The 23,259-nt window shown below is 59.0% G+C and carries 25 protein-coding genes and 1 pseudogene; 10 read left to right on the plus strand and 16 right to left on the minus strand.

All coding sequences use genetic code 11. The annotated features are described in order from the left end of the window. Positions 1 to 33: 33 nt before the first annotated feature. The 9 genes and pseudogenes from HDE79_RS13615 to HDE79_RS13650 all read right to left on the minus strand — a co-directional run bounded on the left by HDE79_RS13615 (position 34) and on the right by HDE79_RS13650 (position 8,060). Complete coding sequence (locus tag HDE79_RS13615) at positions 34 to 1,362, minus strand: amidohydrolase family protein (protein WP_184602498.1); 1,329 nt, start codon at positions 1,360 to 1,362, stop codon at positions 34 to 36. A 273-nt stretch (positions 1,363 to 1,635) separates the two neighbouring features. Continuing rightward, a pseudogene (locus HDE79_RS21825) lies at positions 1,636 to 2,028 on the minus strand (cytochrome P460 family protein); the annotation flags it as partial. 18 nt (positions 2,029 to 2,046) lie between these two features. After that, positions 2,047 to 2,262 carry a hypothetical protein gene (locus tag HDE79_RS21830; protein WP_221440152.1) on the minus strand — a complete coding sequence of 72 codons (216 nt, stop codon included), beginning with the start codon at positions 2,260 to 2,262 and terminating at the stop codon, positions 2,047 to 2,049. Positions 2,263 to 2,318: 56 nt separating this feature from the next. Continuing rightward, positions 2,319 to 3,386, minus strand: a complete 1,068-nt coding sequence (locus HDE79_RS13625) for a ribosomal protein L7/L12 (RefSeq protein ID WP_184602499.1) — start codon at positions 3,384 to 3,386, stop codon at positions 2,319 to 2,321. Positions 3,387 to 3,483: 97 nt separating this feature from the next. Beyond that, the gene (locus HDE79_RS13630) at positions 3,484 to 4,032 is read right to left on the minus strand and encodes a hypothetical protein (RefSeq protein WP_184602500.1); all 549 of its coding nucleotides are present in this window, start codon (positions 4,030 to 4,032) and stop codon (positions 3,484 to 3,486) included. 5 nt (positions 4,033 to 4,037) lie between these two features. Then, positions 4,038 to 4,877: an SPFH domain-containing protein gene (locus tag HDE79_RS13635; RefSeq protein ID WP_184602501.1), complete on the minus strand. Its 840-nt coding sequence runs from the start codon at positions 4,875 to 4,877 to the stop codon at positions 4,038 to 4,040. 443 nt (positions 4,878 to 5,320) lie between these two features. Next, entirely contained in the window at positions 5,321 to 6,037 is a 717-nt protein-coding gene (locus HDE79_RS13640; RefSeq protein ID WP_184602502.1) for a hypothetical protein, read from the minus strand. A 76-nt stretch (positions 6,038 to 6,113) separates the two neighbouring features. Then, positions 6,114 to 6,803, minus strand: a complete 690-nt coding sequence (locus HDE79_RS13645; RefSeq protein ID WP_184602503.1) for a hypothetical protein — start codon at positions 6,801 to 6,803, stop codon at positions 6,114 to 6,116. Positions 6,804 to 7,157: 354 nt separating this feature from the next. Next, positions 7,158 to 8,060 carry a LysR substrate-binding domain-containing protein gene (locus HDE79_RS13650; protein WP_184602564.1) on the minus strand — a complete coding sequence of 301 codons (903 nt, stop codon included), beginning with the start codon at positions 8,058 to 8,060 and terminating at the stop codon, positions 7,158 to 7,160. 115 nt (positions 8,061 to 8,175) lie between these two features. Between HDE79_RS13650 and HDE79_RS13655 the strand changes: the two genes are divergently transcribed. Beyond that, positions 8,176 to 9,051, plus strand: a complete 876-nt coding sequence (locus tag HDE79_RS13655) for a PhzF family phenazine biosynthesis protein (RefSeq protein ID WP_184602504.1) — start codon at positions 8,176 to 8,178, stop codon at positions 9,049 to 9,051. Positions 9,052 to 9,238: 187 nt separating this feature from the next. On the opposite strand, the gene HDE79_RS13660 is transcribed toward HDE79_RS13655, so the two are convergent. Both HDE79_RS13660 and bla read right to left on the minus strand, forming a co-directional pair. Beyond that, positions 9,239 to 10,204 carry an alpha/beta hydrolase gene (locus tag HDE79_RS13660; RefSeq protein ID WP_255488409.1) on the minus strand — a complete coding sequence of 322 codons (966 nt, stop codon included), beginning with the start codon at positions 10,202 to 10,204 and terminating at the stop codon, positions 9,239 to 9,241. Between the two features lie 81 nt (positions 10,205 to 10,285). Further along, entirely contained in the window at positions 10,286 to 11,311 is a 1,026-nt protein-coding gene (gene bla, locus HDE79_RS13665) for a class A beta-lactamase (RefSeq protein WP_184602506.1), read from the minus strand. Between the two features lie 230 nt (positions 11,312 to 11,541). Between bla and HDE79_RS13670 the strand changes: the two genes are divergently transcribed. The 4 genes from HDE79_RS13670 to HDE79_RS13685 all read left to right on the plus strand — a co-directional run bounded on the left by HDE79_RS13670 (position 11,542) and on the right by HDE79_RS13685 (position 14,818). Next, positions 11,542 to 12,897, plus strand: a complete 1,356-nt coding sequence (locus HDE79_RS13670) for a hypothetical protein (protein ID WP_184602507.1) — start codon at positions 11,542 to 11,544, stop codon at positions 12,895 to 12,897. Between the two features lie 85 nt (positions 12,898 to 12,982). Next, positions 12,983 to 13,339 (plus strand): DUF1428 domain-containing protein, encoded by a 357-nt coding sequence (locus HDE79_RS13675; RefSeq protein ID WP_184602508.1) that lies wholly within the window; start codon positions 12,983 to 12,985, stop codon positions 13,337 to 13,339. 237 nt (positions 13,340 to 13,576) lie between these two features. After that, positions 13,577 to 14,056, plus strand: coding sequence for a VOC family protein (locus HDE79_RS13680; protein ID WP_184602509.1), 480 nt, complete (start codon positions 13,577 to 13,579; stop codon positions 14,054 to 14,056). Positions 14,057 to 14,164: 108 nt separating this feature from the next. Beyond that, a complete protein-coding gene (locus tag HDE79_RS13685; protein ID WP_184602510.1) occupies positions 14,165 to 14,818 on the plus strand; it encodes a glutathione S-transferase family protein in 654 nt (217 codons plus the stop codon). A gap of 418 nt (positions 14,819 to 15,236) precedes the next feature. On the opposite strand, the gene HDE79_RS13690 is transcribed toward HDE79_RS13685, so the two are convergent. Further along, a complete protein-coding gene (locus HDE79_RS13690) occupies positions 15,237 to 15,623 on the minus strand; it encodes a carboxypeptidase-like regulatory domain-containing protein (RefSeq protein WP_184602511.1) in 387 nt (128 codons plus the stop codon). 668 nt (positions 15,624 to 16,291) lie between these two features. Then, positions 16,292 to 17,146: an oxidoreductase gene (locus HDE79_RS13695; protein ID WP_184602512.1), complete on the minus strand. Its 855-nt coding sequence runs from the start codon at positions 17,144 to 17,146 to the stop codon at positions 16,292 to 16,294. 72 nt (positions 17,147 to 17,218) lie between these two features. On the opposite strand from HDE79_RS13695, the gene HDE79_RS13700 reads away from it, so the two are divergent. The 3 genes from HDE79_RS13700 (at position 17,219) to HDE79_RS21840 (ending at position 18,528) form a co-directional block, all read left to right on the plus strand. Beyond that, on the plus strand, positions 17,219 to 17,611 hold the full coding sequence (locus tag HDE79_RS13700; protein ID WP_184602513.1) for a MerR family transcriptional regulator: 393 nt from the start codon (positions 17,219 to 17,221) through the stop codon (positions 17,609 to 17,611). Positions 17,612 to 17,905: 294 nt separating this feature from the next. Continuing rightward, positions 17,906 to 18,304: a dihydrofolate reductase family protein gene (locus HDE79_RS21835; protein ID WP_255488417.1), complete on the plus strand. Its 399-nt coding sequence runs from the start codon at positions 17,906 to 17,908 to the stop codon at positions 18,302 to 18,304. Next, positions 18,283 to 18,528, plus strand: coding sequence for a dihydrofolate reductase family protein (locus tag HDE79_RS21840; RefSeq protein ID WP_221440155.1), 246 nt, complete (start codon positions 18,283 to 18,285; stop codon positions 18,526 to 18,528). The genes HDE79_RS21835 and HDE79_RS21840 overlap by 22 nt, the downstream gene beginning before the upstream one ends. A gap of 38 nt (positions 18,529 to 18,566) precedes the next feature. Here HDE79_RS21840 and HDE79_RS13710 read toward each other — a convergent pair whose 3' ends face one another. Further along, positions 18,567 to 18,809, minus strand: coding sequence for a hypothetical protein (locus HDE79_RS13710; RefSeq protein WP_184602514.1), 243 nt, complete (start codon positions 18,807 to 18,809; stop codon positions 18,567 to 18,569). 196 nt (positions 18,810 to 19,005) lie between these two features. On the opposite strand from HDE79_RS13710, the gene HDE79_RS13715 reads away from it, so the two are divergent. After that, positions 19,006 to 19,767, plus strand: a complete 762-nt coding sequence (locus HDE79_RS13715) for an SDR family oxidoreductase (RefSeq protein WP_184602515.1) — start codon at positions 19,006 to 19,008, stop codon at positions 19,765 to 19,767. Between the two features lie 144 nt (positions 19,768 to 19,911). Here the strand turns inward: HDE79_RS13715 and HDE79_RS13720 are convergent, their stop codons facing one another. Further along, positions 19,912 to 20,355 carry a hypothetical protein gene (locus tag HDE79_RS13720; RefSeq protein ID WP_184602516.1) on the minus strand — a complete coding sequence of 148 codons (444 nt, stop codon included), beginning with the start codon at positions 20,353 to 20,355 and terminating at the stop codon, positions 19,912 to 19,914. Positions 20,356 to 20,783: 428 nt separating this feature from the next. Here HDE79_RS13720 and HDE79_RS13725 point away from each other — a divergent pair, with 428 nt between their 5' ends. Further along, the gene (locus tag HDE79_RS13725; protein ID WP_184602517.1) at positions 20,784 to 21,497 is read left to right on the plus strand and encodes a class I SAM-dependent methyltransferase; all 714 of its coding nucleotides are present in this window, start codon (positions 20,784 to 20,786) and stop codon (positions 21,495 to 21,497) included. A gap of 165 nt (positions 21,498 to 21,662) precedes the next feature. On the opposite strand, the gene HDE79_RS13730 is transcribed toward HDE79_RS13725, so the two are convergent. Further along, a complete protein-coding gene (locus HDE79_RS13730) occupies positions 21,663 to 22,877 on the minus strand; it encodes a C1 family peptidase (RefSeq protein ID WP_184602518.1) in 1,215 nt (404 codons plus the stop codon). Positions 22,878 to 23,259: the final 382 nt, after the last annotated feature.

The following is a 23,259-nucleotide window of genomic DNA, read 5'->3' on the forward strand; positions in this document are numbered from 1 at the left end:
ATCATCCGTGTTTCACTGTTACGACGAAAAACCTCAGCCTCCGTCATTCGTGTAGATGCGGCCGTTCTTGATCACGAATGCAATTTTTCCGGTGTTATGGATATCGCGCGTTGGATCGGCCATCAGCACGACCAGGTCGGCGCGCTTGCCGGGCGAGATCGTGCCGCGCTGGGATGACTGCCCCATCGCGGCCGCACTGACTTGCGTGGCCGCATGGATCGCCTCGAGTGGCGTAAAGCCGCAATGCTCGACCAGCAGCGCCATTTCCGTATGCACCAGCGGCAATGCCTTCAGATCCGGGCCATGCGCGTTGTCGGGGAGTCCGGAACTGTCGGTGCCCACGTCGACCAACACGCCCTGCCGATGAGCCAGCTGGGTGACGGCATAGCTCCACGGCATGATGCCGGCGCCCACCTTTTTGGGATCGTGCTCCGCCTCCTGCTCGAACGGCAGGAGCGTGGCGTCGAGTATCGTGCCGTGCTGTGTCATCGCCTTGAACAGGGCGAGGATTTGCGGAGCATCCGGCCGGATATGCGTGAAATCGCCCATGGCACGCACCCGGTAGTCGTCCGGCACCTTCGGTGCCGCTGCCCACACAAGATACGGACTGTGCGAAATGGTATCGGCGCCGGCCGCCACTGCATCGCCCGGTGTCGCCGGAAAAATCGTCGCATGCGTCCACACGCGCAGGCCCTGCCGATGTGCTTCAGCGGCAATCTTTGTGACCAGGCTGGCAGGCAGATTGGCGTAAAGCTTGAGCGCGGTCGCGCCGGTACCCTTGGCTTCCGCGACGGCAAGCGGAATGTTGGTGCTCGGGCTGATCGCCTGCATCCATGGCGCAAAGCCCAGTTGTTCGCCTGCGGAAGCTTCCTGCACACGCTCGTCCTCGGCAAAGAACGTGGGGCCGGCCATCAACGCCACGTAGTAAGTGTCAGGCGATGCCAGCGCATCCGAATTCGCCTCGTCGGCGAGGTAGCCAATCAGTCGGTCATCACCAGCCATGTCGCGAACGGCAGTGACGCCGCCGCGCAGCAGTGCCTGCAGATGCGGCAGGTAGTGCGCGAAATCCGGCTCGGCACCGGTGAGATGCACGTGCGCATCGATCAGGCCGGGGATCACATAACGTCCGCTCAGGTCTTCCACGCGCGCGCCCTTCGGTGCCGCCCGGCTGCCGTCTGGATAGATCGCCGAAATGTGCCCACCCTCGATCGCAATCGTCATGTCCGGCTTCGCTGGCATGCCGGTGCCGTCGACGACCGTAAGGTGGGTCAGCAGCAAAGATGGCTCGGCGGCAAGCGCTGGCAAGACCCACACAGACAACATGATCAGCGCCATTCGTTTCATGAAGATGCTTGCAGACATTTCCTGTTTCCCCTTGGCGTGGTGCAAGTGATACCAAAAACTGGATCAGAATGCAGTTTCAGAAAAAGCACAAGCTCGCCACACTGTTACGTCGACAACCGCTATCGGCGATGCCATGCAAAGCTAACCAGTGATCGGTACCCGCGACCCGATCAGTGCCAGCCGGGACAGGTGTTCAGCCTCGCCGAAATCCGTAGGCGATTGGCCGTCCATACGCATTGCACGACACATCCGATTTTCATTCCACTTTGCTTGCTTTCACCGATGCCAGACTCAGTGCACCGTTTTTGCGAGATCGGCCTCGTCCTTGAGGTAACTGGCACTGAGCGTCGCATGCTGGCGCGCAATCGGCAGCAAGGTCGGATAAAACTGGACGAAGGTTGTGCCGACCGCTGCATGATCGCGGTGGCAGGCGTAGCAGGCGGCGGTCATCGGTAGCTTGGCGGCGGGCACATTGCCTTGAACATCGAAAAACGCCCAGCCGCCGTCGAATCGCGCTGCGTCTTTTACATGAACCTCGATGCCCTGGATATCGCCATTCTGGAAGTGGCCGCGATGATTGATCGAGCCCTTGGCGGATGAGCTGCGCACTTCCAGCACAAACTGCGTCTTGTCCGGCCAGGTACCCGTCTGCAGAAAGGTACGATAGGACTCCGGATTGACAAAGACGTTGTCGAATACTGGCTACTCGGACGCCAGAGCCTTTTCGTTATAGCTCATGTCCAGACCCGAGCTGAGGAAGATCCACTCGCGATAATCGACCGGAGGTATCAGCCGGCCGTCAGCCGCATAGGTCGGCTCATGAACGCTATTCGCCGGACCTTCAGCGAGTGCGGCAATCGGCAGCGCAAGCCATGCGGCGACAACCAATGCAAGACAAACGAAAACCTGTTTGACCATCTCGTGACTTCCTTGTTTGCTTTCGCGCGCGGTAGATGCATCAGCATGCCATCCGCTCACACCACAATCACTGTAGCTCCTGCGCTCTCGAGTTGGCGCTTGATCGAATCCGCCTGTTCCGGCGCGAGATTTTCCAGCAGCTTTTGCGGGGCGGATTCCACCAAGTTCTTGGCGTCGAGCAAAGACATCCCCGGACGGGCGCTGCGCACCATTTTGATTACCTCGATAAGGTTTCGTCCCGCATTCACTAGCAACACGGTCTGCCCACCGGGTGAACCCATCGTGGTAGTAATGGTCACGGTCCGGGTCGATTGCATCGGCGACGATAGCGTTTCATAGGGATTGCCATAGCCCATCGCGATCGAATCGATGCTCACCGTCTTTGTGTCATCCGGATCGTAGCGTAGCGCTACCTCCGCACCCGCATGGGCAATGCGCGCAGCCTTTTCCGGCGTCGACAGGCTGATGGTGAGTTCGGCGCGATAAGGCCAGCCGCTTTCCGGGGTCACTTCCAGATCAAGCCGCCATTTGCTGAATCCGCGCGCAGCTAACGTCGCATCGGCCATCGGTATCGAATCGGCCGTCTTGACGACGCCCTTCGCCTTCGCACCCGCCTCCAGAATCTGCGGTCCCAATACGAGGGCGTCAAGTCGATTGGCTCCCACTGGCAGAGTCTGCACTCCGGTCATGGAAGCGGGCGCAAGCGCGACGACGGAAGGGTCGCTTTGATCAAGCAACACGTAGATGCGATCGCCGCGCGTCAATCCGTGCCCTTCGGGAAGGGGCGCCACAACCCGGCGCTTCGGTGCACCAATGGCATCGAGCTCGAGTATTGCCTCGGGGCTACCGGTCGCCAACGAGGAAATGGAAATGATCTCACCTACGCCGAGCGCTCCTTGAGGAGGAATCTCTGAAGATGAAGAGCCCGCCTGGGCCATCGCTTGAGCAAGAAGAGTCGCCTTCACTTCCTCCTTCAGCGCGAGCACCGAGGTGATCCCGCCAATTGGGCGATCCTTGTCCATCGATTCGAGTATGGTTTTTATTTGCGCAGTGCGCTTTCGAAACCGGCGAGTGCTCACCACCACCACGAGGACAACAATGACCAGAACAATGATGGTGAACATGGCGAAGACTCCCTGGATGAAGCGCTATAGCGATGTGCAACCGATTGGCGACAAGTATGCCGACGCAGTTGCACTGATCTTTTGAATCTATCTATGGCTATGCGACGCGACCGATCAACGCTTCCTCGCGACCTCGCAGGGTCTGCTGGATCGCCAGCAAACCCTCCTTGATCTCAGCTTGGTGTTCCAGCATCCACAAACCGTTCTTGCCATCCAGCAATGTCTGCATCAGCGACGCCTGCCCGGTCAATTGCTCATCGGTGTGGATCAACGCCTGTAGCGTGTCGGCTTCCTTGCGGTAACGCTGCGTCATGCGGTCATTTTCCGGCACTGGCAACGCCTGCAGCCGATTGCCGACCAAGCCGATTTCCGCGCCAAGCCGTTCGAGGTCGCGGGCACCCGTCACGATATCGGGATCAGGAAAAGGCTTCTCGCGGGTCGGAGTTCTGATGAACTCGTGTCGATAATCAGTCTCGGCGCGCTCCACGCTCGAGCGCGCCATGCCGAGCAGACGAGATGCCTGGCTGCGCACCATTTGGTCATCTGCGCGCAGCTGGTTCTCCACCCGATAGAAATTGTAGCCCCAGCCATAAAACAGATTGATGGCGATGCGCCGTAGTTCGCCTTCATCATAAAAGCCGGACATCGTGACTATATCCCGCTGGAGAGACCGGTCTCCGCGCCCACGGGATAAACACCCGTTGTGGGCACACCGATCTGGAAGGGCATACCCGCGGCCGCGTTGGGCGCAGACACAAGCCCCTTGTCGGCCATCCTTAGAGCCAGGTAATAACGCACCGCTTCGATCGGGGTGAGACCGATAGCCTGCAGCGAAATGAGCTCGCGCATGCGCTCATCCTTCGGCATGATCAGCACCTTCAGATCGTTGAGCGTGATCCCGAAGATATGCAGGAAATCGGTGAGATGACTCTTGACCGATTCACGAATCTCGCCGATATGCGCGTTGATATCCTCCATCTTCGTCACTTGCACAATCTGGTTGATCGCCTGCTCGATCGCAGGTCCGGCGTAATCGGCAACCTCCTTCGTATCGATCAGCTGGCCATTGAATGGCAGATGGGTAATCAGGTCGAGCGCCGCCGCTTTGGTATCGACATGAATGTAATAGTCGACCTGATAGGCCATTTCGGCCATTTCGGCGCTGGTGGCGACGCCCTGACTGCGAACCAGCAGCTTCGAGCGGTTGATGTAGATGACTTCAAACACCCACGGCGACGAACCACCGAAGAAGCCCTGCGCGATCGAACCCAACAGCGGCTTGTCCGGCGTGGTCAGCGCAAATTGTCCGGTTTCATAAACTTCGAGCACCGCGCCGCGTGACTTGAGTACGCAGAAATGATTGCTCTCCACCGTCAGAAGAGAGCCCGATACGATGCTCTCATCCACGATCTTTACGGCCAAACTGCGGGTACCCAACAGATCGGTGCCGTCGCGCGCGAGAGAGGTAATAACTTGCCGTACGAGCGCCATACTAAATTCCTTGTAATAGAGGGATACCTGGGACAGGCAAAATCAACCAGCCATGAATCTGCTACCGAACAACCGCCACGAAGCATGCACCCGCATAGGGGGAACCCGCAACTGGAAATTCCGTTCACCGCGCACGCATGTTATTGCAGTCACTTTACTAGTAGTGATCACTAGTAGTGATCTTGGTGGCCGCTGGCTCTCGCTGAAATAAATTCGTCAATTTCGGGGAGATGTTATGACGTTTTACTACCGTCGAGCAGTCAAACCATTGACAACGTCAACCTCCGTTTTTTCTTGCGCACTCAGTGCTGATCTCATACCTCGCATTCGCATGCTGTCTCGTGCCGTGCTGTTGCCCGGATCATTCCACAGCACGCAGCAATGCGGGTAGCCTCACCCACTCTCCCACCGTGATGCAGGCTGACCCGCATCAAACCAGCGACTTAGCCGGTACAACTCGGATAAGGCATCTGTTCACCGGGGACGATTGGACACAGTTTGATGGGCTGTAGATGCTGAAGCCGTCCTCGCCATGTCGCCTCGTCCAGAGCAATGGGCTGAGCCGATGCGGGTCCGCGTATCGCCCACTGCAAGCCGTAATAGTCATTACTGCCTTTGATTTCCACGATCAGCGTGGACTCGCTATGCGAAGCACCGGCTTCGGTCACAGTGCCGCAACTGGAGACCATGGCGTAAGCATAGACGCCGCTTAATTGGACCTCGCCTAGATTCAGACTGCTGAAGGACGTCGGACATACCGAGTGGAACCGCTTGGCCAGATCGAACGCCACGAATTGAGGCGTGATGTTGATCTTGGAAGCCAGGCCCTTGCCGCCCGTTTGCGTGATCATCTGCGTCCATTGGGATTTGCTTTCGCCGGCAGGCACCGACTCCTGAATATAGAACGTGCCTGCATTGCCCACGTTTTCGAAAACGGATCTGAAATTTCCAGGCACGCTTACAAGAAGTAGCTGGCTGAAGATCGGTGTTATCTCTTTGATCGAGCCGTTGGAGCCAACGTATTTATTGATGGTATCGAGCGGTACACGTTGAGAATAAGCCGACTGGGCCGACTGGGCCGACTGGGCTGATGCAAAGCCGCTGAATGTGAAGCAGCAAAGGCCCAGGATTCCAGCCGAAAGAAACGCAATCTTTTTCACATGCTCTCCTTGTGTTTGATGATCCGATATAAACGTATCACTCCCCAACTAGAGAGCGCGAAACCCGAGATCGCGGTCAGAGTGGATGTTCAGGGGAGGTCGACCCTGTCCCCTGCTTTGTAGCGTGAATCGCAGGATCGAACATCATCATGTTATCCGGCGGCTGAAACATAGTGTCGGGTGACTCCAGTGTGCCGGTGATCTGCACATGCTGGCCCTGCAGGTTGCTCACGGCCTGCGTCGCGCTGTCTGTCGTGGTCGGCAACGACACGAATTCATCGTGTTGAATCGCAAGGTTCCCGATGAAGCAAACCGGCTTGTCCAATTGCAAACGCGCGTACTGGTAGGTCTTGGACGGATGGTCATCGCCGCTGCTTGCAGTGCCTTGAACGACCCGGCCCAACAGTGTTTGTCGCGCGCCTCTTTTTATGCAGCTTTTCATCACCGTCATGTAATCGATATTCGGCACATACCATGTCTGTTCGTTGAGCGTCACGACAGAGGTATTTTTACGTCGGCTTACAAGAGTAACCGCCTCGCCCGACATGGCGTTCTTGCAGTATTTTTCGAACGCATTGCCCTCAGGCGAACCGAGGACTTGTGCCATGCGCTTGGCCGTGCCATCCGGGGTTGTAACGAGAGCTAGCGCCTTTTCATCAGTGCAGCGCACGCCGAGGTCCGTAGTAGGAAGCATCGTCTGCGCCGCCTCGCCGTCCATGGTGTGAAAGCTCAATACGATCAGAGACAGGAACAGAGCGTATTTCATGGGTGTTCCGGCAAGTGGTTAAACGACCCTTTCGTTTCTCGACTATAAATGCAGACGGCACCTCGGCATCTGTTCTTGATACCGACTTGCGCAAATGTTCCTGCTTTACGATCCGTCCTGCGCTTTGAAACAGCAGTCCTGCAAGACCTAACTCGCACTGTGTCAGCGCTATCAAATGCAAGCGCCGAAAGCCAGGGACCGATGGCGATGACAGCGTGGCTGGGATTGCCGGGCTCGTACTCCACGGGCAGTTGCTGGCTGGGCTGAAACTGGCCGAGATTGGCGGGGTTGATCGCAAACTGGACGGTAGCGGTGAAAGCCGGACCGCTCGTCGGGGTGATTTGCAACTGGATGTTATAGACCGGCGGTTCCTGACATGACGCTCAGAAGCCAAGTCCTCAAGACAACGATATCGGGGCGTGTCTCCAGATCGAACGCGCAGGCGAAGTGATAGGTTTCGCCGCGGAGAACCGGCACGAACGGTGCTACGAGCAGGCCAGAGGCCAACGCATCCGCCACGAGAACCAGACTGACGATCGCGACGCCATGACCTGCAATGGCGGCCTGTACCGCCAGCGTGCTGTCGGGAAATCGCACTCCTGTCCGCGTATCCGCATTGGGGAGACCTGCCTCAGCACACCAGCGCGACCAATCGGGTGCCGGCGTGGGCACCTGGCGGCCGTCGATATGAATCAACGTGGCCTGTCGCAGATCTTCCAGCTTCGATAATCCCAGCCTGGGACTGCAGACCGGGCCAAAGACGTCATTCCGCAGCGGGATGGTTGCGACTCCGGCGAACGGCCCCTTTCCATAGCGTATGGCAGCGTCCACACCGCCCGATCGCAACTCAACGATCGCGTCCGACGCGTGCAGGCGCAGATCGACATCAGGGAGAAGCCGACGCAATTCGGCCAGTCGCGGCACCATCCAGTGACTCAAGAACGCCGTCGTGGAGGTCAACGTCAGGATCGCCGAGTCCTTCCTCACGCGCAGGTGCGCCACCGCCTTGGCGATTCCGGCAAAACCGGCCGCGGTTGCCTCATAGAGCACGCTGCCCTCCTCTGTCAGCCTGACGGCGCGTGGTGTGCGCTCCAGCACACGAAGACCCAGATGCGCTTCGAGCTGCCGAATCTGATGACTGATCGCAGTAGGCGTGACGAACAGCTCTTCAGCCGCGGCCTTGAAACTGGATCGCCGGGCCACTGCTTCAAAGGCGCGCAGGGAAATCAGAGGTGGAAGGCTGTGACTGACGATGATGAATCCACCTCATCTAAAAGTTGAAGATTACGAATTTGAACAAAGTCGTCAAGCGACTTAAGTTGGCGGCCAGTCTCTGATGATGATCTGAATTCACTTTAAGCAAGGATGGAACATGGCGCAATTCACAGCTGGCCTGATCGATGTTTTCGCCGAGATCCCCTTCGGCGGAAATCCCCTGGCCGTGGTCGAGGATACCGATGGGCTATCGGACGCTCAGATGCGACGCATTGCCAGCGAGTTCAACCAGGCCGAAACCACGTTCCTGATGAAAAGCGATCGAGCCGACCGCAAGCTGCGCTCGTTTACCGCCAGCGGCGCGGAAGTATTCGGTGCAGGCCACAATGCGCTCGGAGCATGGTTGTGGATGGGCGAACACGGTCTGCTGGGATCGCTCGACACGCCAAGAACGTTTCGGCAGGAAATCGGCGACGACGTGCTGCCGATCACGCTGGTGAATGTGGGTGGTCGTGTCCATGGCCGCATGCGGCAAGCAGCGTTGCGATTGTCGGCACCCCTGGACACAACCGACTCCCTGGCTGATGCATTAGGACTCGACCTGCATGATATTGCGCCGACTCCTGCAGCGCGTGCTGCCGATACCGGCGCTGCACATCTCATGGTCCGCTTGCGCGATGCCCAGGCGGTTGATCGTGCGGCGCCATCTGCGCAGGCGCTCCTAACGGTGCTCGGAAACGCCGGCGCCGAAGGCTGCTACGTCTATGCCTTTGATCCGGCCTCGCCGGACACGGCCTATGCGCGCTTCTTCAACCCGACGGTAGGGCTATGGGAGGACGCGGCGACCGGCACGGCCGCTGGTCCCTTATGCGCCTATCTAGGTGCGGAAGGTCTATTGAATCCCGAGAAAACGCTCGTTGTTGAGCAAGGGGTGAAGATGGGGCGTCGGAGCTTACTGCACATTTGCCTGACGCCCGATCCGGAATTATCGGGGACAGGCATCGTTGTATTACGCGGAACACTCACGCTCTAGCCTGCCGAAACCAGATCAGAGTGCAGCTTTAGAAAAAGTCGCCCCTGACCTGTCTCGGCGTCGAAATAGTGCCTCGCGTTTTCGAAAATGTCTCTGACACTTTTGCTTGAACAAGTGGTGCGTTGGCGCATGGACAAACAATGATGATCGGATAACGTCTCTGCCCCTTTGCTGCAGACGTTTATTTTTATTGGCCCGTAGCGGGAACCATCCCGATGGTGCTCATCCATTTCTCCGCCAGGGCTGGCCAGCTTGTGATCGGGTTCGCCGTTTTTCGCACGCCGAAGGCATGGCCACCCTTGGCATACAGATGCATCTCCACCGGAATGTTCGCCCGCTGAAGTGCGAGGTAGTAAGTCAGGGATTCACGGATATCGTCCGTAGGGTCGTTCTCCGCCTGGACGATAAAAGTGGGAGGGCAGTTGGCAGCAATCTTGACGCCCGGATCCAACGTGAGGCCTGGTTCTTTCCATAGATGACCAGGATAAAGCGCCATCGCAAAATCCGGCCGGCTGCTCTGTCGATCGGCTGCATCGATGGGTCGATAGCTGCGTTTCGTGTGATTACTGATATCGGCCACCATGCGTCCACCGGCCGAAAAACCGAGAACGCCTATCCTGTGAGGGTCGATACCCAGCGTTGCCGCGCGCTCGCGCAGCAACCCGATTGCTCTCTGCGCGTCCTGCAAGGCCATAGGTACGGCAGGGTCCCGCCGACAGTTGCACTCCTTGGCCCAATAGGGGCCAGAGCCGGGCACCCGGTATTTCAAGACGACGCAAGTGATGCCCTTGGCAGTGAGCCAGTCGCAGACTTCGGTTCCTTCCAGGTCGATCGCCAGGATCTGATAGCCGCCGCCAGGAAACACCACTATAGCGGCGCCAGTGTTCTTTCCTGTCGGGCGATAGATGGTCATCGTGGGACGTGACACATGCTCGACGACCGTGAGCGGGCGACCGGCGACCTGTTCTTTTCCTGTTCCGAATACCTCTTCTCCCGGCGTAGCGGGAGGCGCGATCGAGAGACCTTCCGGCCAGAGCGGTGTTTGAACTGCCGGCACCGCGGGTTGCCATGCTATGTCTTGCTGATTGACCAGGCCCTCGGTCCCGGTGACTGCCGCCTTGGCGGTCACGGATATCAACAACGCAGCAATCAAGCTGATCCATCTAGCCTTGTTCATACCATCCTCGCTTTTCGGTCCGCATGTCGTAGATGAGAGGTCACCGTACTCATTTCTTCAAAGGTGAAATGACGCTACTGCCGCGCGGGCAATATCCGCAAACAGCGCGTCACGTTGCGCATCCGAAGCAGTCGAATCGGTGAGGAAGGCGGCAACGATCACGGTGTGACCGTGTGGTCCACTGAGAATGCCGATGTCGTTGAACGCCGCTGTTCTGCCGTCCAGCGAACCGGACGTGCCGGTTTTGTCCGCAAGACGAATTCCTTGCGGCACTCCTGCCCTCAAACGATTCGGAATGGTTTGTGCTGCCATCAGACCGAGCAGATGCTGCGTGGAAGCCGGTGTCAGCAACTCATTGCCATGCAGCTTGCGCAGGAACACGACGGCAGCATCCGGCGTGCTTCGATTGGTCGGCGCAGCAAGGAAAGCCTTGAAGCCGCGACGATGGCGTTCGAGCGACACCTGTGCGGATTCATTCGCAGGTATCTCCTGCCCGGGCCCCAGGTCCTCAAATATCCGCATCACTCCAGCCTCGCCCATATCAACACGCATGCCATCGATGCCATGCGCATGCAGGAACGCGGTCACCACTGGCGGACCACCGACCACCTTCATCAGCGCATCCGCCGCCGTGCTGTCGCTTTCACTGACCGCGGCCTGCAACAACTGTTCGACCGTGAACGTCATCCGCTCGCCGCGGAAATGCGCGCCAATGGATGGCACGGCCGAGCCACTTACCACGTCCGCACGAGTCAGCGTCACCTGCTGTTGCAGCGAGAGCTTGCCTGCATCGACACGTGCAAGCACGGCAGCAGCCACCGGCGCCTTGAATACGCTCATCATCGGAAAGGCCTGGCCGGCATTCACGCTGGCTTCGGCACCGCTTTGCAAATCGAGTACGTCGACACCCAGTGTTCCCGGACGCGCACGCCGCGCCAGCGCATCAAGTGTCTGCTGCAGCCGGACATCCGATGTTTTCGTCGCGAGAGCATCCAGCGCTTTCGCGGATGGCGCCATGCAGGCGAACGAAAGCGCGAACATCGCCGCAGTCATGGTTGAGCGGCGAGTACATGAACGATCCATGGGACGCTTCCTTGTCGAAGAGAGGAACCAACGGCAATCCTGCACACTGGTTATGGCGAATCCGTGGCGCATCGCTGGCCAAGACTGGGCGCCCTGCTTCGCATCCAGCACCTGCTGGCACCGAACACGTCAAGTTTCGAAGGTGTCTTCGCTGATTTTTCGATTCTCAACCATTGCTGCTTTTCACCATCCAAGACACGATAGTCCGAAACGAACTATGGAGTATCCCTATGCGACTTTCCGGAATCGCCGTGGCACTGATTTGCACCAGCATCGCTGCGGCTAGCCAGGCGCAAACGCCGACTTCCGCGCCCGCACCTCTCCTCCCACTAAGCCCCGAACAGGTACAGGCTGCCAACGCCCAATCGGTCGAGGACGCGAGGCATGGTCGCTACCTCGCGGCATCATTCGGGCTTCTGGCTAGTCTCAGGATAAAGTCAGCCGCCGATATAAAAGACCCTGACGTGTATGATCAATGGGCGCAGGTGATGTCGTGCATGACAGGCGTGCCTACGTTCAATCCGGCCAAATCCGCAGACTTCCATGTTCCACCAAACCAGCTTGCTGACCTTCGCAGTGCCAGGGGTGTATCGGCTATTCCAGAAATCGTACGACGTGCGCGGCAGACACGGATTGTCATCCTCGACGAGAACCATCTCGATCCACGCAGCCGGGCGTTCGGCCTTGAAGTTGCGCATGCGCTGCGCCCCTTGGGTTTCACGGTACTCGCGGTCGAAGCATTGAAGCGCGATGCAGACGATGCTGCTTCACTCTCTAAAATGGCAAAGCTCTCGACAGACGGCTACGTTCGACAATCCAGTGGCTACTATTTAGACGACCCCGTGTTTGCCGATTTCTTGCGGCAATCGCTGTCGCTCGGATATCGCCTTGTCTCCTACGAGACGGCGCGCACGGAATATGCAAAAGACCCGGAAGAAGCACAGGCACAGCGTGAACAAGACCAGGCTGAAGCGCTCGTGGCTCGTGCACTGCATCAATACCCCGGTGAAAAAGTCTTGATTTATGCGGGGGAACATCACATCGCTGAGAGACCTATCGCTGCCGAGGGCGGCAAGGTCGTACTCATGGCCGAACGGCTTAAACGAATCACGGGCATAGACCCTTTGACGATCGATCAAGCGGGGCTCTCGCCGATCCCGATGAACCGTCCGGATGCCGATCTCTATGCTGTTGCGCGGTCAAAGAGTCGTGATCGGTCCGTGGTCCTTATGCGCCACGGCGAGCCTCTCACGGTCGGCCTCCTTGCGGGTTCTGTCGACCTGCAAGTTGTTCATCCAAATCCAAACATGCGCAAAGTCGGAGGGCGTCCGGCTTGGCTCCTGGATATGGGCAGGAAGCCCACTCCAATCCCACAAGCCATGCTTCCAAAGCCAGGGACAACTCGTTTGGTGCAGGCGTTCGTCGCGAGCGAGGTGGAGGACGCCATTCCGATAGACCAAGTATTGGTAACCGCTGGCGATCCCGTGCCCATGCTGATGTTGCCGAGCGTCCCCATCCGCTACAACGTGGAGGATCTGGAATCGGGCAACCGCGCAAATCGAGCTGCGGGTAACTCTGATAAGTAAGTTTCAGATCCCATGTCGATCCTGCGTGCGCTCGTTCGTCGCAAGGAAGAAGGTGACCATTCCGGCCACCATCGAGGCAACAGCCATGTCCTACATCGATGGTTTCGTGATCGCCGTACCCAACGCCAACCGCGAGCAGTTCATCAAGCACGCCAATACCTTTGACGTCATTTTTCTGGAGTTCGGCGCCACACGGGTACTGGAGTGCTGGGGCGACAACGTACCCGAAGGCAAGCTCACCGATTTCCGTCGCGCCGTGCAGGCAGAGGAAAACGAATCCGTGGTGTTCTCCTGGGTGGAATGGCCTGATAAAGCCACCCGCGATGCCGGCATGGCGAAATTCATGAAAGATCCGCGCATGGCAGCCGCCAGCGCATGTCCCTTCGACGGCAAACGGATGATCTTCGGCGGTTTCACGCCGGTAGTCAGTTTGCCAGCCTAGCCAAACCGGGGCGGCTGCGCGTGAAAAGTGCTACCTGCCGCGCTCCTGTTTCGCTATCACCCAGGAAATCGTTCAGGAGTGCCGCCATGACCGATAAGGTTGTCCGCCTCCTTATTCTTTTTGTCCCTGCTTCGCCCATCCAATCAGTGATCGGAAGGGCGCGTGTCGATCTGCGCGCCCATCATTCGTCGTAGAGAATGAAGAGCATCCTCGCCACCCTGAACCGGGAGAACCCCCATGGTCAGCAAGAACACGATTTGCCTTTGGTATGCCGGCACCGCGCTGGATGCCGCGACGTTCTACGCAAAGACGTTCCCGGATAGCGCCGTCGGCGCTGTCCATCATGCGCCGGGTGACTATCCCGCCGGCAAGCAGGGCAATGTGCTGACGGTCGAGTTCACCGTGATGGGCATCCCGTGCCTGGGTTTGAACGGTGGGCCCGGGTTCCCACATAGCTGGGCGTTCTCGTTCCAGGTGGCCACCGACGATCAGGCCGAAACCGACCGCTTGTGGAACGCGATCATCGACAATGGCGGAGAGGCCAGCGCCTGCGGCTGGTGCAAGGACGAGTGGGGGCTGTCGTGGCAGATCACCCCACGCGCTCTGACGGCCGCGGTCACCGACCCTGATCCCGCCGTAGCCAAACGCGCGTTCGACGCCATGATGCAGATGACGAAAATCGACATCACCGCGATCGAGGCCGCCCGGCGTGGCTGACGATGGCAACGGTCAGCCACCGTAGCAAGAGTCGCCTATTCGAAAAGTGCACTCTGCCCACTGTTTTGTGCAGCCCTGTCTTTTCCGTCCATCACCTGGAGCCTTCCAATGAACCCCACCATCACTGCCTTTGAAAGTTCGCCCGATCGCGGCAGAGGACTCGCGCGTGACATGCGCGTTCGCTGGGCGCTTGAAGAAGCGGGCCAACCTTACGAGGTTCGTCTTGTTTCGTTCAGTGCGATGAAGGAACCCGCGCATCTGGCGCTGCATCCTTTCGGACAGATTCCCACCTATGAAGAAGGCGATCTCGTCCTGTTCGAGTCAGGAGCCATCGTGTTGCATATTGCGGAGCACCATGCGGGGCTGCTGCCAGACGAGGCGAATGCGCGCGCGCGCGCGATCGCCTGGATGTTTGCCGCGGTCAACACGGTAGAGACACCGATCCTTGACCTCCAAACCGCCAAGTTCGCAGAAGGCGACAAGCCGTGGGCCGAGCAGCGCCTGCCCATCGTCATGGATCGCATCCGCGACCGGTTGAAGCAACTTTCCGCTCGCCTTGGCGACGCCGCCTGGCTCGACGGCGCGTTCAGCGCGGGCGACCTCATGATGGTCGGCGTGCTGCTCCGGTTGAAAGCATCGGGCCTGCTGGATGAGTGTCCGAACGTCGCCGCGTATGTCGCCCGTGGCGAAGCGCGGCCTGCCTTCAAGCGTGCTTTCGCCGCTCAATTGGCGGTGTTCACTGGCCAACCTCTGACCAGCTGATAAAGGTTCACTTAGGCCAGAGACATTTTTGAAGAATGAAGTGTCTCTGACACGAATGGCACTTACTTAAGCCCGTCATCCTCGAGGAAGCGAGGATCCAGTCCCTTTGGCTAAGCGGCAAAGGCCGAGGTCACTGGATTCCTGCTTTCGCAGGAATGACGAAAAGCGAGGCTTTCCGCTTAAGTAAGTGCCATTCGTCTCTGACACCTTTAGTGCACCCGACGATGGCGGCCTCCAAATTGTCCCTGACACCTCTTTGGACAATCTGCTCACGCTGAAGGTGGATGCGCGCTGCGAGGATGCGCTGGCTTTCCTGCCCGCAGACACGCCCGTTGCGTCCATCACATGAAGAAAAAGGCCCGGCAGTTTCCCCACCTGGCCTCCCTTCTTCACTAGGCGCGCATCAGTGCGCCAAGGCTCACTGCGTGTTGGCAACTTCGTTGCACTTGATCTCGCTGCAGTTGAAATCCACTTCGACGCCGCGACCCGCGATTACCGGCACGTTGAGATGCTTGGCTACAGCCTGATCGCTCTGCTTCAGCGTGACCGTGTAGGTGCCCGTCGGCAGCTCGCGTGCGGAGTAACGGCCGCTGGAATCCACCTTCACCGTTCGACCCGCCCCAGTCGAGTCGCTGCGCACAGCGATGCTGTAGCCCACGGGTGCCTTGCCGAACACCGCGCCCGCAGTGGCCTGCGCGCTGGCCGTGGAGATACCAGCCAGGGCGAACGCGCCAATGACACCGGCCAAAGCCAGGCCACGAGCGATGCGGCGCAAGACAGAACGGGGCGAGAGAATATTGTTCATGGGTCACTTCCTTGGTTTATGGAGGGGGAAGCACGGGCACACCAGGGGGTTGGCGGCGGCCCGTGAAACGAGGCGGACGACGCCACCCCAAACCTGCGTGTCGCCGGTACTTCGCGCGATCGACCGCTTACGCGAGCAGCATGCTGCCGACGGTCATCGCGCACATCAGCACGCAGGCGCCGAACAGGCTACCCAGCAGCAGGGTTTCGTATTTGAATTTCATGGCGGCTCTCCATCGAGTGAGGAAACGAAGCGTTCGAGATGGATATGGCAAACACCGTGCCAACACTCTCACGCCCTGAAAACCGCGCTCCCATGCCGTTTTTTGTTGATCATCGAAAGACAACATCCGTCCGCGGACACTTCACGCGGACATCGGACGCAGCGGACACCACATAAAATGCGGCGACACTCGACAGAAGTTCAGGCGCATTCTTGCGCGATGAGGTAAACCAAACCCTCACCACACTTGCCAACAGCGTTCACGGTGACCGCCACCACCTTGTCATCCACCCGATAGGCGAGCCGGCATCGATGCGTCGGTCCGTGTGCTCATCGCTCGTTGCAAAGAAGCCCCCGCTCCACCGAACTCAGCAAGAACACGATTTGTATTGGGTACGGCGGCACCGCCCTGGACGCCGCGACGTTCCCGTGTTTCGCCTTCGTGTTTACGCCATCCCCTTCTCCGCCATCCGCATCAGCCCATCAAACGCGCGGTCGCTGAGTATCCGGCGCAGAAACAGGATCGTGCGGGCGCCGCCGCCGGTGGCGTAGCGGGTGCGGGGACGGCGCGCACGTAAGGCGCGGGCAATGGTGCGGGCGACCACGTCCGGCGCTGACACCATTTTCGACGTCTCACTGGATTCGAACAGGCGCGCGTGTGCGGTGGCCTGCTCGGCGTAGGCGGTATGGCCGGAGCGCTGCAGCAGGCTTTCCTTGGCAATGCCAGTCCATTCGGTACGTATCGCGCCGGGCTCGACAATCACCACCTGGATGCCGAAGGGCGCCAGCTCCATCCGCAGGCAATCGCTCAGCCCTTCGACGGCGAACTTGGTGGCGTGATACCAGGTGCCCATCGGCTCGTGCATCTTGCCGCCGATCGAGGTGATATTGACGATGCAGCCGCTGCCCTGCGCGCGCATCATCGGCGTACTCAGTTGGATCAGTCGGGCCAGCCCGAACACGTTGACCTCGAACTGTCGACGTCCCTCGTCCAGCGGCACATCCTCCAGCGCACCGTAGGAACCATAGCCGGCGTTGTTGACCAGCACATCGAGGCGCCCTTCCGATCGCTGGATGGTATCCACCGCGGCGACGATGGAAGCATCGTCGGTCAGATCCAGCGACAGCAGACGAGCACCCGCCGTGCCGAGTGCGTGCATGCGTTCAAGCCGCCGCGCGGCGGCGTAAACCAGATAGCCATCGGCCAGCAGACGCTGGGCCGTCGCCTCGCCGATACCCGAGGATGCACCCGTAATCAGGGCTACCTTCTTTGTCACGTTGGTCGCGGTAGTCGTTGTCATGGCACATGTCCTTGGGATTCAGTAGGCGACAGTCTAAACTAGGGTCTATACACCCAAGTCAAGAGGCACCGCATGCTGATCGCCGAGTTCTGCCGCCAAGCCGACCTGACCCGCGACGCGGTACGCCTTTATGTAAAGCTCGGCCTGTTCTCGCCGAACGTAGGGCACAGCGCCAGCAATCGCTATCAGCAGTTCAGCGACGCCGACCTCGACCGCGCGGCCGTTATTCGCACCGCGCAGCAACTGGGCTTCACCCTGAAGCAGATCGTTACGTTCAACCGCGAATACGCGGCGGGCGCAATGGATCGCGGACGAAAACTCGCCATCATGCGCGACCAGTTGGAGGCGGTCGACCTGAAGGCCGAACGCATTCGCGCCATGAGGAAATACCTGCGCGCCAAGATCGCGTGGCTGGAAGGCGGCGAGCGCGGCGCCGAGCCGGTGTTCTGTCGCTCACGGTGTTAGCGAGATCAACGGTGTCAGGCCCGCCTATCAAGATGTAACGCGGACGAATTCGACATCAGTGGCCGTCCCAAAATGTCCCTGACACCTTTTTTGGATCTCAATCCCACGTCGGACCCACCGCGGATCCTCTGAGTCCATACCTCGGACCGTGTCGAAACGTGCGCCCGTCGTTCGTCGCTGCTGTACGTAGAGGCCAAAATCGAGATTGGCATCCTAACGTTCTACCCACCATCGCAAGACCAAGGGGGAATGATGGCTAGCTCAACGACAACAAAAAGAAAGCTCGTGTTGAAGATGTCCGTCTCCCTGGACGGCTTTGTCGCCGGACCGAACGGCGAGGCTGACTGGATATTTCGGACATCGGGGGGCGACGATTCCACGGCGTGGGTTCTCCAAACCCTTCGCGAAGCCGGCGTGCACATCATGGGTAGGCGCAGCTATGACGTCATGGCGGCGTTCTGGCCCTATTCGGACATGCCGATCGCGCCGCCGATGAACGACATTCCCAAGGTCATCTTTTCGAGGAAAGGACTCAAGGACGGCACACCGGTAGATCTGACGACGCCGTCGCTCGTCGAAGCAAAACGCGCAATGCGCACCAGCATGGCATCACGCCGACAGCAGCGGTGCTGCAGTCCTGGGCCGAACCTACGGTGGCAAGCGGCGATCTCGTGGAGGAAATTCTCCGACTGAAGGAACAGCCGGATCATTTCATCCTTGCGCACGGCGGCGCTGAGTTCGCCCAAAGCCTCGTTGCCTCCGGCCTCGTTGACGAATATCGACTGGCCATCCATCCGGTGGTATTGGGCCAGGGCCAACCGCTGTTCTCCGGACTGCGCAGCCCGGTTGATCTGCGACTCATCAGCGCGACCTCCTTCCGCTCCGGCGTCATGGGAGTCGTCTACCAGCCGGCATGAACCGTCGCGCGCGAACGATGTAACGGGCTCTCACCCACTTATTCGGTCTCCGCCGACCTCTGTGCGAGTTCCTTGATCTTGAGCGCACGCAACTGCTCAGACTTTTTGAGTCCTTCGCGAGCCTCCTTGATCACCTCAAAGGCCAGATTTTGGCTGGTGTGATGCTGCCTCGCGTCGATAGCGGCATCAAGCCGTTGCTGGGCTGCCCTGATCCCTTTATCGACGCGGTAGAGAGGGGCGTGCGGGTTCGTGGTCAGGGGTGGCTCGTAGCTTTTCGTCATGGTGTTGATTCGTGATCAGATCGTTCGCGATCAGATCAGCACGATAGCCGGCTTGGCCCCGCTCCGCATGTGCTTGGCCGTTGCCGGAAACGAGGATCAGAGTCGACTTTGCTAGACGTCGGCTTCTAAGAAAGTGCACTCTGCTCCCTGTTTTGCCGCTAACCGTTATTCCACCACTGTATAAAGGTTTCGCTCAATGGATATCGTCCCTCAGGCACCGCTCATTCTGATAACCGGTGGAGGTCGTGGCGTAGGCGCGGCGACTGCGCGGCTGGCTGCCGCACAAGGTTACGATGTGGCGATCAGCTTCGTCTCCAACGAGTCTGCCGCCCTTGCGGTGGCGGCTAATGTTGAAGCCGTTGGGCGCCGGGCTTTAGCCGTGCGTGCAGACAGCGCGGATCCAGAGCAGGTCGTTCAACTATTCGCAGCGATCGATCGAAAGTTCGGCCGGATCGATGTGCTGGTGAATAACGCCGCGATCATTGCCCAGCAGTCTCGGCTAGAGGATCTCGCATTCGAGCGGATGCAGCGTATCTTCGCGGTCAACTCGATCGGCCCTATCCTCTGTGCACAGCAAGCGGTGAAGCGGATGTCGACTCGCCACAATGGGCGAGGCGGCGCCGTGATCAACATCTCATCGGCATCAGCCCGGCTTGGCAGTCCAAACGAATATGTCGACTACGCGGCGTCGAAGGGTGCCGTTGAAACATTCACTACAGGCTTCGCAAAGGAAGTCGCGCGGGATGGGATACGCGTCAACTGCGTTCGCCCTGGGCACATCTATACCGACATGCATGCGAGCGGCGGAGAGCCGGGACGCGTTGATCGCGTCAAGGACTCGATCCCCATGGGAAGAGGTGGTCAGCCTGAAGAGGTTGCGCAGGCGATCCTGTGGCTGGCAAGCGCCGAGGCTTCCTTCATCACCGGCACGTTTCTCGATGTCACTGGCGGCAAGTGAGCATCGGGGGTGCGAAACGAAGAGGGGTCAGAGTCGACTTTCCAGGGCATTGGCCTCAAAGAAAGTGCACTCTGGCCCTCGTTTCTCTGCGTTTCTGGCAGCTGATGGCGACGATCGACGAGCGGCGCCGATCCAAGCAGACCCCTACAGAATGGCTACCTGCTGGGGATCCTCAGCGGCATATTTGATCTTTACCTTGTCACCGACCCGTGGCACGGCAATCCGGGAGACCATGGTCTGGATGTTCACATCGTAGGGTGTGCCGTTCGCGGGGCTGACAGTCATGTGGATTGCGACTATCGGACTGTTGTTGACTGTGGCTCCGGTGTCCTGCACGGAAAGGATATCGGCCGTGCCATCCAGTCCGGTCTGAATCAGTTTCAGTCGCTCCTGCTGTCCCGCCAGAGCGTTCTGTCCCATGTCCATGACACCGTTCATTTTGTCGACAAATCCTTTGCCCATAAAAGTTTTTGTCACGAAGCCTGTCAATCCAGAGTTCAGAGACTTCTTGTGATCCTCCATCGCACCGACGGGGTCTGTTTCTGCTTTCTTTATTGCGTCTTGGATTTTCTTACCGATGCCAAACATGTTGTGCTCCTCTTCCAGTGATCCTTGATAGAGTGCAGGCTCCGACCGTGTTGCAGCTTCGTCGAACACATGGCCAGTCAGCAGAATTACATTGCGAGCGGATAGTCTGGGACTGATTCTATACGCCAAGAATTATCACGTCGAATCTGTCGGTAACGGATATAACCCCACACTTCCACTACCTGCCCCACCGACAGCCATCAGAGCGGCGTCCTTTATGGACCGCATACCATCTCCACCTCATTCCGCATGTCGGTGACTTCACATTCGTGGTCGTCTGATCGAAAGCTGTTGGGAAAACGAGGATCGGAGTGCAGTTTCAGAAAGTCGACTCTGACCACCATTTTTGGGTGACACCCGTCACTATCGTGACCAGGCGCGTTGACCAAGAATCGTCCTGACCGATCAACGGATAAAGGGGCTCGAGGATGAAAAACGTCAAGCGCAACGGCCGCTACGGCATCGACGCACCTTACGTGCCGGCGCTGATGATCACTGGCGCGGTGATCTGCATCGGGTTGATCGTTTTCGCCCATATGTTCCAGCTATGGATCACCGTGGTCATTCTGCTGGTCATGGCCGGCGTGTATCTGCACACCACGCGCCGCGGCAAATTCCGGGTATGGCGCAGCCTGCTGGACGGTGCGGCCATCAGCGGCCATGAACGCGTCCTCGATCTTGGCTGTGGCCGCGGCGCGGTGCTGTTGATGGCCGCCGAATACCTGCCGCAAGGCCATGCCGTTGGCGTCGATATCTGGAGCATCAAGGACCAGTCCGGCAACGCCATGGCGACTACAAAGCAGAATGCGCTGGCCGAAGGCGTCGCCGAACGGGTCGAACTGCATACGGCAGATATGCGCGAATTACCGTTCGAAAGCGGCAGCTTCGACCTGATCGTTTCCAGCGTCGCCATCCACAACATCAACAACGAGATCGGCCGCGACCAGGCGATTGACGAAGCCTGGCGCGTATTGCGCCCGGGTGGGCGCCTTTTGATCGCCGACATTTCCAAAAGCCGCCGCTATCATCAGCGCCTGATGAAACTTGGTGCCACGGTGGTTCGACGCAACCTCGGCTGGCGCATGTGGTGGGGTGGCCCCTGGGTGCCGACCATGCTGGTGGATGCGCGCAAGCCAGCTTGAATACATTCCCGACGCAATGCTCAGCCGATATGCGCCCGGCCTATCGATCACCCGCAAAAACAGGGGACAGAGTCGACTTTCCAGCATTTAGCATTCGCAAAAGTGCACTCTGAACCCAGTTTGGGTAGACACTTTTTCCGATCTAATCAGCTCCTGTGTCGAATGTTATCGGGCGGCTGCAGCTATAGGCACATCGTCGGATTGGCGTCGTAGCGTCCACGGGTCTTCGGCGAGAACGCTCGGATCGGCAATGAGCGTGTCCTGCGTCGGCCCGAAGAGTGCATAAGGCAGATAGCCATATCCGCCATCGCCAAATTGGGTTCCCCAGGAGTTCTGGATTTCAAGCAAACCCGTCGCGTCGTCATAACCAACGGCAAGTACAAAATGGTAGCCATCGGCGGGATCCGCGGCAGGTTGCTGAAAGGGATTGATGTCGGTCACCGGGCCACCCGCGAAGCCGGCAGCGGCGCCCGATGATCCCACCGCACCACGAGTGGAGCCAGCAGCGGTACCCGATGATCCCGCAGCGCCGCCAGCGGAGCCGGCTGAACCACCTGATTTACCGGCTGCACCGCCCGAGGCACCGGCTGCATCGCCCGAAGCACCGACTGTACCGCCGACATGACCTGCAGCGGTACCTGCGCTGCCAGCCGACGCGTCGCCAGGGGCTGACGTCGGTACAGGGAAAATCCCGGTGCGCCATGTCGGGGAAGGCACAGCATCGCTACCGTAACCAACGGACCGCGCCACAGGAAAGGCAACCGGCACCGGATAGCCTGCGGCAATCGACAGCTTGATCGCACGGAGCGTCGTCACTCGGTACGCCTTCGTCAGCTTGCGCTTGGCCGCATCGTCAAAAGCGGTAACCGGTGGCGCTATCGCAAATTTCGCGGTGTCATAGGGCCACACGCTCTCGACGCACACGCCGTAGTTTTCGAGCGCCTCGACCACCGCGTCGGCCTTGCATCCCGAGTCGTCACTGGTTTGCTCGGCTTCGACCAATACACGGGTCGCGTAGTAACAGAAGAGCGGCGACAAAGGTTCATCGAGCCCCTCGGCCAAATGAAGAAAGCGCAGCGCGCCGGTAAACGCAAAGGCCGCACACGATTGGATCGGATCCTGGTCGAGCACCGGTGGACATTTCGATCGCAAGCTCGCCGAAGCCGGTGGCTCGGGTGGCGCCTTGCCAGGCGGTGCGATCTGAAGCGCGGGGCGAGAGAGCTGCTTCGACCCTCGAGCCGACAGGGCGAGCTTCCGCGCGACACCATTGACTGTAATGGTGGGGGCGGCCGCCACTGCCGGTTTTCCACTGCCCGGCTTGCCGCCATGGCCGCCCGTCTGGCCGCTTCGCCCTTGTTCGCTGTCCACTTTGTTTTGCATGTCATTCCCTTTTGTCAGTGATGGATTCCAATGCCATCGTCATCGGCATGGTTTGTGTTGCCGGCCTAATCGAAATCTTTTCTGACCCGTCCGGTTCTTTGTACTGGGTGAGCCTGACCACATTTTTAGGCACGAAGCCCGTCGGGATGCACGCAAAAAAAACACGAATGCAGCCTTCCTCCGCATCTAGCGGCACAAGATGTTCGTGCAGTATCCCCCCATTCGTTCACTACGCGGCTGGCCTCATGCTACTGCCAACTGACAGAAGCCAAATCTACGTCGAGCCAGGAGTTCACCCAGATCCGAGAGCCACATTCAAAGCAGCTTATCCGACGAGTTCAGACCCGACCAAACGGCCGTAACGTCGTCCATAGGCGTTTGC

Origin of the sequence: Rhodanobacter sp. MP1X3 (genome assembly GCF_014207165.1) — a bacterium.
In the GTDB taxonomy this organism is placed as follows: domain Bacteria; phylum Pseudomonadota; class Gammaproteobacteria; order Xanthomonadales; family Rhodanobacteraceae; genus Rhodanobacter.